The organism is Kitasatospora sp. NPDC048722, from assembly GCF_040650235.1.
In the GTDB taxonomy this organism is placed as follows: domain Bacteria; phylum Actinomycetota; class Actinomycetes; order Streptomycetales; family Streptomycetaceae; genus Kitasatospora.
Window position 1 is genome coordinate 139,540 of record NZ_JBEZGX010000014.1, and the last position, 9,323, is coordinate 148,862.

Here is a 9,323-nt window from a genome sequence, read left to right on the forward strand (position 1 = left end):
ACTCTAATGGGTTACCGAACCGGCCCGCAGGGCCTGCCGCGGCCGGTGACCGTTAATGCCGGGCACCCGAACGCCGCAGGTGGGAGACTCGGGGCCATGACGACGCTCAAGGCGCAGCTGCAGGAGGACCTCACGGCTGCCATCAAGGACCGGGACGAGCTGCGCTCGTCCACCATCCGGCTCACGCTCTCCGCGGTCACCGCGGAGGAGGTGGCGGGCAAGACGAAGCGCGAGCTGTCCGACGCCGAGGTGATCAAGGTGGTCACCCGCGAGGCGAAGAAGCGCCGCGAGGCCGCCGAGGCGTTCGAGGCCGCGGGCCGGACCGACCAGGCCGCCCGGGAGCGACAGGAGGGCGAGGTGCTCGCCGCCTACCTGCCCACGCAGCTCTCGGACGACGAGCTGACCGCCATCGTGGCCGCCGCGGTAGCGGAGAGCGGGGCCACCGGTCCGCAGGGCATGGGCGCCGTGATGAAGCTGGTGCGCCCGAAGGTGGACGGTCTGGCGGAGGGCGGCCGCGTCGCCGCCGCGGTGAAGGCCGCGCTGACCGGCTGAGTCACGGTCCGCGCACAGCGGCGGAGCAGCACAGCACGGAGCGGAGGGCGCCCCCCGAGATCACTCGGGGGGCGCCCTCCGCTCCGTTGTCGGCCTGGCGGCCGGCTCAGCCGGTGCCGCCGTGCTTGCCGCCGTTGCCGTTCCCGCCGATGAAGCCCGGCGGGAAGGTGAAGCCGCCGCCGATCATGCCGCCGGCGTTGGTGCCGCCGCCCGGGTTGCCACCGGGGTTGGCCGGGGGCGGCGGGTTGGCGCCGGGCTGGGCGTTCGGGTCGCCGGCCGGCGGGCTGGCGGGCGCGGTCGCGTTCGGGTCCGGCTTGGGCTGCGGGTCCGGGATGTTGATCGTCTGGATGGGCTCCAGGGGCGTGCCCTTGAGCGCCTGGTTCATCGCCATCTGCCAGATCGGGCCGGGGCCGTCGGCGCCGAACACCTCGGTGAAGTGCTTGCCGCCGATGGTGATGTCCTTCATCTTCACGCCGCCGGCCGGGCCGCCGAGCCAGACCGAGGTGGCGAGCGACGGGGTGTAGCCGCTGAACCAAGCGGCCTTCTTCTCGTCGGTGGTACCGGTCTTGCCGGCGATCTTGCGACCGTCGTCGAGGCCGAGGGCGGCCGCCGTGCCCTTCTCGGTCACGTTGAGCAGGATGGTGTTGAGCGCGTCCGCGGTGTTCTCGGAGAAGGCCTGGCTGCACTGGGACTGCGGGACCTTGATGTCCTTGCCGTCGACCGTGCTGATCTTGTTGATCGCGATCGGGGTGCAGTACTTGCCGCGGGCGGCGAAGGTGGCGTAGACGTTCGCCATGGTCAGCGGGCTGAGTTCGAGCGAGCCGAGGACCATCGAGGGGACCTCCTTGAACTCGCCGCCCTGGGCCGACTGGGAGATGCCCAGCTTGTTGGCCATCTGCTTGATCGCGCAGAGGCCGGTCTGCTGCTCCATCTCGACGAAGTAGGTGTTCACCGAGAGGGCCATGGCCTGCTTGAGTTCGTACGGGCCGACCTCGCCCGCCGACTCGTTCTTCACCGTGGCCTTGCCCTGGCCGGGCTGGGGGACGTTCTTCCAGGTGCCCGAGCAGGTCGACATGCTCGGGTATTCGATCTTGTTCTCGGACGGGAACGCCTGGGTGGGCGACATGCCCGACTCCAGGGCCGCCGCGGCGAGGATCGGCTTGAAGGTCGAACCGGTCTGGAAGCCGTTGCCGCCGCCCATCGCCGCGTCGACGTTCAGGTTCACCACGGTCTGGTTCTTGTTCGGGTCCAGGCCGTACGGGCGGGTCTGGGCCATGGCCAGGATCTTGCCGCTGCCGGGCTCCATCATGGTCGCGGCGGCCGACACCGAGTCGGTCACGTTGACCTTCTTGGTGACGGCGTTCTGCGCGGCGGCCTGCTTGTCCGGGTCCAGCGTGGTGTAGATGTTCAGGCCGCCGGTGTCCCACAGCTTCTTGCGGTCCGCCGCGGACTTGCCGAAGGTCGGGTCCTGCTTGACCACGTGGCGCACGTAGTCGCAGAAGAAGCCCATGCCGGCCTGGGCCGTGATGCACCCGTTCTGCGGGTCCTTGTACTTCAGGCCCAGCGGGGCGGCCTTCGCCTCCTTGGCCTGGTCCGGGGTGATGTGCTTGTTCTCGAGCATCTTGTCGATGACGACGTTGCGGCGCTTGACCGTGTTGTCCGGGTAGCGCACCGGGTCGTACGACGACGGGTTCTGCACCATGCCGGCGAGGGTGGCGGCCTCGGCGATGGTGAGGTCCTTGTTGCTCTTGCTGAAGTAGCGCTGCGACGCCGCCTCGACCCCGTAGGCCTGGTGGCCGTAGAAGGTGATGTTGAGGTAGTTGGTGAGGATCTGGTCCTTCGTCAGGTCCTCTTCCAGCTTGATCGCGTACTTGAGCTCCTGGATCTTGCGGCCCAGGGTCTTGCGCTGCGCCTCCAGGACGGCGGCCTGGTCGTCTCCGGCCTTCTCGACGTTGACGTTCTTCACGTACTGCTGGGTGAGCGTCGAGGCGCCCTGCGACGTGGTGCCGCTCTCGGCGTTCTTGCTGATGGCCCGGAGGATGCCCTTGAGGTCGACGGCGCCGTGCTCGTAGAAGCGGGCGTCCTCGATGTCGACCTGCGCGTGCCGCATGAAGGGCGACATCTGGTCGGCGGTGAGGACGGTGCGGTCGCGCTCGTAGACCTTGGCGATCAGGCCGCCCTTGGCGTCGAAGATCTGCGTCGCCTGGGTGAGCGGCGGCGCCTTGAAATCGTCGGGGATGTTCTCGAAGCTCTCCGCCGTGTCCTTGGCGGTGAGGCCGAGTGCGCCGACGGCGGGCAGGGCGAGGCCCGCCAGCAGGACTCCGGAGAGCACGCTGACGCCCAGGAACTTCACTCCGTGTCCCGCGAAGTCCAGCGGTGACCCGCGGCGCTCTCCGCGCGGAGCTCCGGTGTTGCCTGGGGGCTGGGGTGCCTGGGGGCGCTTCGGTGCCATGGGGAGAACCCTACGTCGCCGAATCCCCTCCATAGGGGCAGGTGTTCGCCTAGGCTTGTCACAAGCTTGCGACAGCTTCGGTGCGTCAGCATGACTCACTCGTGTGAGTGGGAAGACTTGCCCGAATTGCCGCTTTCCTGGCGGATTCCGAGGCCGCTGCGGGCTGTCGCGCACGGGTGAACGGTAGCGCTCCGTGATGATGCGCGTGGCCAGAGTTGCCGTGTCGCGCTTGGCAAGGCTTGCGACCTGCGATCACTCCAACGAGTGAGCTGACCGATACCCATAGTCCAATCGGGTCATTCGAGATTGAGCCCGAAGGGGCTGTTGCAAGCTGTCGTTCTTCCGTAACGTCCTCAACTGGCAACGGTGAATATGCCGTTGCCGCCGTGGGGGAGCCTCGAAACATCGGGAGAGGACGGCGCCGGCATGGGCTGGGTTGACGACTGGAGTGCGCAGGCCGCCTGCCGCACGAGTGATCCGGACGAACTGTTCGTCCAGGGGGCGGCGCAGAACCGCGCGAAGGCGGTGTGCAGCGGGTGCCCCGTCCGTACGGAGTGCCTCGCGGACGCGCTGGACAACCGCGTGGAGTTCGGGGTCTGGGGCGGGATGACGGAGCGCGAGCGCAGGGCGCTGCTGCGCCGCCGTCCGACGGTGATCTCCTGGCGCAAGCTGCTGGAGACGGCCCGGACGGAGTACGAGGAGTCCCTGGCCACCGGGGTGATACTGACGGACTACGCCCAGGCGGGCTGACCCGGCACGCGATCACTCGCGCCGGGCCGCCCCACCGGCCCGGGCCGACACCAGGTGCGACACGCCGCACCCGCGCGACGCCCCACGGCTCCGCACCGTTCGCAGAGCCACGCGACACACCACATGGCAACGCAATGCGCGCCTGCTCGACGCTGACGCCCCGCTCGACGCCGCGCCGCTCAGGACCGCCGGCCCCGCCGCGGTCCCTACACCCCGCCGCTCAGCCTGTCCCCGATGGCCCGCAGCCCGTCCAGGTCGTGCACGTCGCCCGGCAGCGCGGGGACCTCCACGATCGGCACGTCCGGGTACACCGACACGAAGCGGTCCCTGGTCCGGCGCTCCCTCGCCATGATCTGCATCCGTTCGGCGTGCAGCCGCAGCAGTCCGGCCGCGAGCAGTTCCGCCTCGGGCGACGCGTGCCCCGAACCGTTCTCCTCCAGCGCCTCGGCCGCCGCGAGCGCCCGTTCCGCCGTGAGCTGCGGGGCCCCGGAGTCGTGCACCCGGTTGAGCACCAGTCCGGCCAGCGGCATCCGGTCCGCGGCCAGCCGGTCGACGAAGTAGGCGGCCTCGCGCAGCGCGTCCCGCTCCGGCGCGGCGACCACCAGGAAGGCCGTGCCCGGCGCCTTGAGCAGCTGGTACGTGCGGTCGGCCCGCTCGCGGAAGCCGCCGAACATCGAGTCCATCGCGCTGACGAAGGTCTGCACGTCGGTGAGCAACTGGGCGCCGAAGATCTTGCCCAGGGTGCCGGTGAGCAGGCCCATGCCGACGTTGAGGAACTTCATCGCGCTGCGGCCGCCGACCTTGGCCGGGGCGGTCAGGATCCGGATCACCCTGCCGTCGAGGAAGGACCCGAGCCGGTTGGGCGCGTCCAGGAAGTCCAGCGCCGAGCGGGAGGGCGGGGTGTCGACGACGATCAGGTCCCACTCCTCGGCCGCGCGCAGCTGGCCGAGCTTCTCCATGGCCATGTACTCCTGCGTGCCCGCGAAGCCGGCCGACAGGGACTGGTAGAACGGGTTCTCCATGATCGCCTTGGCCCGTTCGGGTTCGGCGTGGGCGAGCACGACCTCGTCGAAGGTCCGCTTCATGTCGAGCATCATGGCCTGGAGCTCCCCCTCGCCGCCCACCCCCTTGACCACGCGCGGAGTGTTGTCGAGCTCGGTCAGGCCCATGGACTGGGCGAGGCGGCGGGCCGGATCGATCGTCAGGACGACCACCTTGCGCCCGCGTTCGGCGGCGCGCAGCCCGATCGCCGCGGCCGTGGTGGTCTTGCCGACCCCGCCGGATCCGCAGCAGACGATGATCCTGGTCTTCGGGTCGTCGATCAGCGCGTCCACCGCGAGCCGGCTGCCCGTGCCGCGCACACCGTTCGTCGTCGTGCTCACGCCGCCCCCTGCCGCTTGAGTTCGCCCGCCAGCCGGTACAGCCCGCCGAGGTCCACGCCCTCGCCGAGCAGCGGGAGCTCGTAGGTGGGGAGCTTCAGGTGCTGGAGGTCGGCGCGCTGCGCGCGCTCCAGCTCGACCCGTTCGGCGTGCTCGCGGGCCTGCTCCAGCAGCGGGTCGAGCAGCGGGTCGACGGCGGCCCGGACGGTCTCCGGTTTGCGCGAGCGCCCGCCCAGCCCGGCCTCGCCGAGGGCCAGGGCGACCTCCTCGCGGTGGTCCCCGTCCATCGCGGCGACCGCGGCCGCGTCCAGCAGCGGCGGCCGGACCATGTTGATCATCACGCCGCCGATCGGGAGACCCGACTCGCGCAGCTCGGTGAAGCCGTCGACCGTCTCCTGCACCGGCATCTCCTCCAGCAGGGTGACCAGGTGCACCGCGGTCTCCGGCGACTTCAGCACCCGCATCACGGCCTGCGCCTGGGTGTGTATCGGTCCGATCCTGGCCAGGCCGGCCACCTCGGAGTTGACGTTCAGGAAGCGGGTGATGCGGCCGGTCGGCGGGGCGTCCATCACGATCGCGTCGTAGCTGCGGCGGCCGTCCGGGCCCTTGCGGCGGGAGGCCTCGCAGGCCTTGCCGGTGAGCAGGACGTCCCGGACGCCGGGCGCGATGGTGGTCGCGAAGTCGACGAAGCCGACCTTCTGCAGCGCCTTGCCGGCCCGGCCGAGCTTGTAGAACATCTCCAGGTACTCGAGCAGGGCCTGCTCGGTGTCGATGGCCAGCGCGAAGACCTCGCCGCTGCCGCCCGGGGCGCCGGAGCCGCCCGGCGCGTCCGCGTCGTCCGCGACGGCCGGCAGGCCGAGCTGCCGCCGGGAGACCGAGGCGATCCGGCGCTCCTCGTACGGCAGCGCGGCGATCCCGAACAGTTCGGCGATGCCCTGGCGGCCCTCCACCTCGACCAGCAGCACCCGGCCGCCCTCGGCGGCCAGGGCCAGCGCCAGCGCGGCGGCCAGCGTGGTCTTCCCGGTGCCGCCCTTACCGCTGACCACGTGCAGCCGGACGCCCTCCCAGTCGGGGTCGCGCCGGGCCGCCTGGCCGGGGGTGCGTGCCACGCTCCGTCTCCGTCCGTCTCCGAGGGCCGGGGCCGCTCTGTCGGCCGGCCCGCTCTCCGGTTGCCCTCTCGCGAGAGTAACCAGCGAGCGCGCCGGATGCCCGGAGCACCGGGGGGACCGGGCCTGAATCATGCCCGGTTTGTGGGCCACCTCACACGCCGGTCCGTCAGCGGGGCCGATCGCCTCGGCCGCTCGTCTAGAGTCTGGCCATGACCAAGTGGGAATACATGACGGCGCCGCTGCTGGTGCACGCCACCAAGCAGATCCTGGACAACTTCGGCGAGGACGGCTGGGAGCTGGTCCAGGTCGTGCAGGGTCCCAACCCGGAGACCCTGGTGGCCTACTTCAAGCGGGAGAAGAACGCATGAGCAAGGTCGAGTCGAAGCTCGCCGAGCTGGGTCTGAGCCTGCCGCCGGTGGCCGCCCCGGTCGCCGCGTACGTCCCGGCGCTGCGCGCGGGTGAGTTCGTGTTCACCTCGGGCCAGCTGCCGGTCGTCGACGGCAAGCTGCCGAGCACCGGCAAGGTCGGGGCCGAGGTGTCCCCGGAGGAGGCCAAGGAGCTCGCGCAGACCTGTGCGCTGAACGCCCTGGCCGCCATCAAGTCGGTGATCGGCGACCTCGACCTGATCGAGCGCGTCGTCAAGGTCGTCGGCTTCGTCGCCTCCGCCCCCGACTTCACCGGCCAGCCGGCCGTGATCAACGGCGCCAGCGAGCTGCTCGGCAAGGTGCTCGGCGAGGCCGGCGTGCACGCCCGCAGCGCGGTCGGCGTCGCGGTGCTGCCGCTGGACGCCCCGGTCGAGGTCGAGCTCCAGGTGCGGGTCAAGAGCGCCTGACCGCTCCGGTCGTGATCACGAAGGCGGGGCCGGGCCTGTCCAACCCCGCCTTCGTGCGCTTAGCATCCGGGCATGGACCATCGAGCCACGACGCTCCCGATGCCGCCCGGCTGGCCCGCCCGGATCCGGGCGGTCGACTCCGGTGCGGCGACCCCGCCGGCGGCGAAGCCCGCCGCGACGGTGGTGCTGCTGCGCGACGCCGCCTCCGGGCCCGAGGCCTACCTGCTGCGCCGGCGCACCTCGATGGCCTTCGCCGCCGGCATGTACGCCTACCCGGGCGGCGGGGTGGACCCGCGGGACGCCGAGGCCGAGCTCGCCTGGGCCGGGCCCGGCCCCGAGGAGTGGGCGCGGCGCCTCGGCGTGGACGCCCGGACGGCGCAGGCGGTGGTCTGCGCGGCCGTCCGCGAGACCTTCGAGGAGGCCGGCGTGCTGCTGGCCGGCCCGGACGCGCGGAGCATCGCCGAGCCGCGCGACTGGAGCGCCGAGCGGGCCGCGCTGGAGGCCCACGAGCTGTCCTTCGCCGACTTCCTCCGCGCGCACGGCCTGGTGCTGCGCAGCGACCTGCTGGGCGGCTGGGCCCGCTGGATCACCCCGGAGTTCGAGGAGCGCCGGTACGACACCTGGTTCTTCGTCGCCGCCCTGCCGTTCGGCCAGCGGGCCGCGCTGGAGGTCGGCGAGGCGGACCGGGTGACCTGGATGGCGCCCGCCGAGGCCGTCCGCGGCTACGACGAGGGCCGGTTCGGCATGCTGCCGCCGACCGTCACGGTGCTGCGCGAGCTGTCGTCGGTGCGGAGCGCCGCCGAGGCCCTGACCGCGGCCGGGCAGCGCGCGCTGGACCCGGTGCTGGGCCGGGCCGAGGTCCGCGGCGACCGCATGACCGTTCGATGGCCGGGGTATGACGAGCTGACCATCGACGGGGACTTCCCCGAAGCCTGAGCCCGGACCGCGAGACCGCTCGCAGCCGCTTCACAGACCCTGCCGCAGAACCGAGCACCACCGCAGAGAGAGGACCGACGCCCGATGACCCACAACGACGTGGCTCGCCGGACGGCACCCGAGATGCCCGCCCGCCGCCTGCCCCCGCGCACCGCCGCCTGCGACCAGCCGGTCCCGTTCGTCGAGGTGGCCCAGCGGGCCCTCGTCCGGGCGCTCCCGCTGCGCGCCCTGCATCGCGACGGCGAGGGCGGCAGGTGAGCGGACTCCTCCCAGGTGACCCCGCCGCCGAGGTCGGCGGCGAGGCCACCCCGCGGGCGCTCTGCGTGCTGGCGCCGAACCCCTCGCCGATGACGCTGGACGGCACCAACACCTGGCTGCTCTCCGAGCCCGGCTCGGACCTCGCGGCGGTGATCGACCCGGGCCCGCTGCACGAGGGCCACCTGCGCCGCGTGATCGACCTCGCGGAAGAGCAGGGCAAGCGCGTGGCGCTCACCCTGCTCACCCACGGCCACGCGGACCACGCCGAGGGCGCGGTCCGCTTCGCCGAGCTCACCGGCAGCAAGGTCCTGGCGCTGGACCCGGCGCACCGGCTGGGCTCCGAGGGCCTGGTCGGCGGGCAGCGCCTGGACGTGGGCGGCCTGCACCTGCGGGTGGTCGGCACCCCCGGGCACACCTCGGACTCGCTGACCTTCCACCTGCCCGCCGACGGCGCGATCCTCACCGGCGACACCGTCCTCGGCCGCGGCACCACGATGGTCGCCCACCCGGACGGCCGTCTGGGCGACTACCTGGACTCGCTGCGCCGCCTGCACACGATGGCGTCCGAGCACGGCGTGCGGACCGTCCTGCCCGGTCACGGGCCGGTGCTCGCGGACGCCCTGGGTGCCGTCGACTACTACCTCGCCCACCGGGCCACCCGGCTCGCCCAGGTGGAGACGGCGGTCGAGGCGGGCTGCCGGACCGCGGCCGAGGTGGTGGCCCGGGTGTACGCGGACGTGGACCGCGCGCTGTGGCCCGCCGCCGAGCTGTCGGTGCGGGCGCAGATGGAGTATCTGGAGGAACACGGGCTGATCCCGTACCTCGACTGACCTGCGGGAACGCCGAAGGGCCCGGCCTCCTCGCCTGGGTTCTAGGAGTCGTTGCAACACCCCAGCTCAGGGGATGCATTGGACTTCGAGATCCGTGAGGACCGGACAGCTCAGGGGCCCGTGAAGCTGAGCCGGGAGCGGGCGGCATACTCCCGGCTCATGCAGCAGGGCTACAGCAACACCGAGGCGTGCCGGATCGTGGGCATCGATCAGCGGACCGGCCGC

At 72.0% G+C, this 9,323-nt stretch carries 10 protein-coding genes and 1 pseudogene; 8 read left to right on the forward strand and 3 right to left on the reverse strand.

The annotated features are described in order from the left end of the window. The first annotated feature begins 96 nt into the window (after positions 1 to 96). Positions 97 to 552 (forward strand): GatB/YqeY domain-containing protein, encoded by a 456-nt coding sequence (locus AB0C76_RS13615; protein ID WP_359964044.1) that lies wholly within the window; start codon positions 97 to 99, stop codon positions 550 to 552. A gap of 106 nt (positions 553 to 658) precedes the next feature. Here AB0C76_RS13615 and AB0C76_RS13620 read toward each other — a convergent pair whose 3' ends face one another. Further along, positions 659 to 2,905 carry a transglycosylase domain-containing protein gene (locus tag AB0C76_RS13620; RefSeq protein WP_359964046.1) on the reverse strand — a complete coding sequence of 749 codons (2,247 nt, stop codon included), beginning with the start codon at positions 2,903 to 2,905 and terminating at the stop codon, positions 659 to 661. Between the two features lie 525 nt (positions 2,906 to 3,430). Between AB0C76_RS13620 and AB0C76_RS13625 the strand changes: the two genes are divergently transcribed. Beyond that, a complete protein-coding gene (locus tag AB0C76_RS13625; RefSeq protein ID WP_195911063.1) occupies positions 3,431 to 3,754 on the forward strand; it encodes a WhiB family transcriptional regulator in 324 nt (107 codons plus the stop codon). A gap of 206 nt (positions 3,755 to 3,960) precedes the next feature. Here AB0C76_RS13625 and AB0C76_RS13630 read toward each other — a convergent pair whose 3' ends face one another. Together AB0C76_RS13630 and AB0C76_RS13635 are read right to left on the reverse strand one after the other, a co-directional pair. Beyond that, entirely contained in the window at positions 3,961 to 5,136 is a 1,176-nt protein-coding gene (locus AB0C76_RS13630) for an ArsA family ATPase (RefSeq protein ID WP_359964048.1), read from the reverse strand. Further along, on the reverse strand, positions 5,133 to 6,242 hold the full coding sequence (locus tag AB0C76_RS13635) for an ArsA-related P-loop ATPase (protein WP_359964050.1): 1,110 nt from the start codon (positions 6,240 to 6,242) through the stop codon (positions 5,133 to 5,135). Before AB0C76_RS13635 ends, AB0C76_RS13630 begins: the two co-directional genes overlap by 4 nt. 209 nt (positions 6,243 to 6,451) lie before the next feature. On the opposite strand from AB0C76_RS13635, the gene AB0C76_RS13640 reads away from it, so the two are divergent. From AB0C76_RS13640 to AB0C76_RS13665, 6 genes and pseudogenes are all read left to right on the forward strand, one after another. Then, a complete protein-coding gene (locus AB0C76_RS13640; RefSeq protein ID WP_195911064.1) occupies positions 6,452 to 6,610 on the forward strand; it encodes a DUF4177 domain-containing protein in 159 nt (52 codons plus the stop codon). After that, positions 6,607 to 7,074: a RidA family protein gene (locus tag AB0C76_RS13645; RefSeq protein ID WP_359964052.1), complete on the forward strand. Its 468-nt coding sequence runs from the start codon at positions 6,607 to 6,609 to the stop codon at positions 7,072 to 7,074. The genes AB0C76_RS13640 and AB0C76_RS13645 overlap by 4 nt, the downstream gene beginning before the upstream one ends. A 72-nt stretch (positions 7,075 to 7,146) precedes the next feature. Then, on the forward strand, positions 7,147 to 8,010 hold the full coding sequence (locus tag AB0C76_RS13650; protein ID WP_359964054.1) for an NUDIX hydrolase: 864 nt from the start codon (positions 7,147 to 7,149) through the stop codon (positions 8,008 to 8,010). A gap of 84 nt (positions 8,011 to 8,094) precedes the next feature. Continuing rightward, positions 8,095 to 8,268 carry a hypothetical protein gene (locus tag AB0C76_RS13655; RefSeq protein ID WP_359964056.1) on the forward strand — a complete coding sequence of 58 codons (174 nt, stop codon included), beginning with the start codon at positions 8,095 to 8,097 and terminating at the stop codon, positions 8,266 to 8,268. Next, positions 8,265 to 9,098 (forward strand): MBL fold metallo-hydrolase, encoded by an 834-nt coding sequence (locus tag AB0C76_RS13660; RefSeq protein ID WP_359964058.1) that lies wholly within the window; start codon positions 8,265 to 8,267, stop codon positions 9,096 to 9,098. Before AB0C76_RS13655 ends, AB0C76_RS13660 begins: the two co-directional genes overlap by 4 nt. Positions 9,099 to 9,176: 78 nt before the next feature. Beyond that, a pseudogene (locus AB0C76_RS13665) lies at positions 9,177 to 9,323 on the forward strand (IS30 family transposase); the annotation flags it as partial.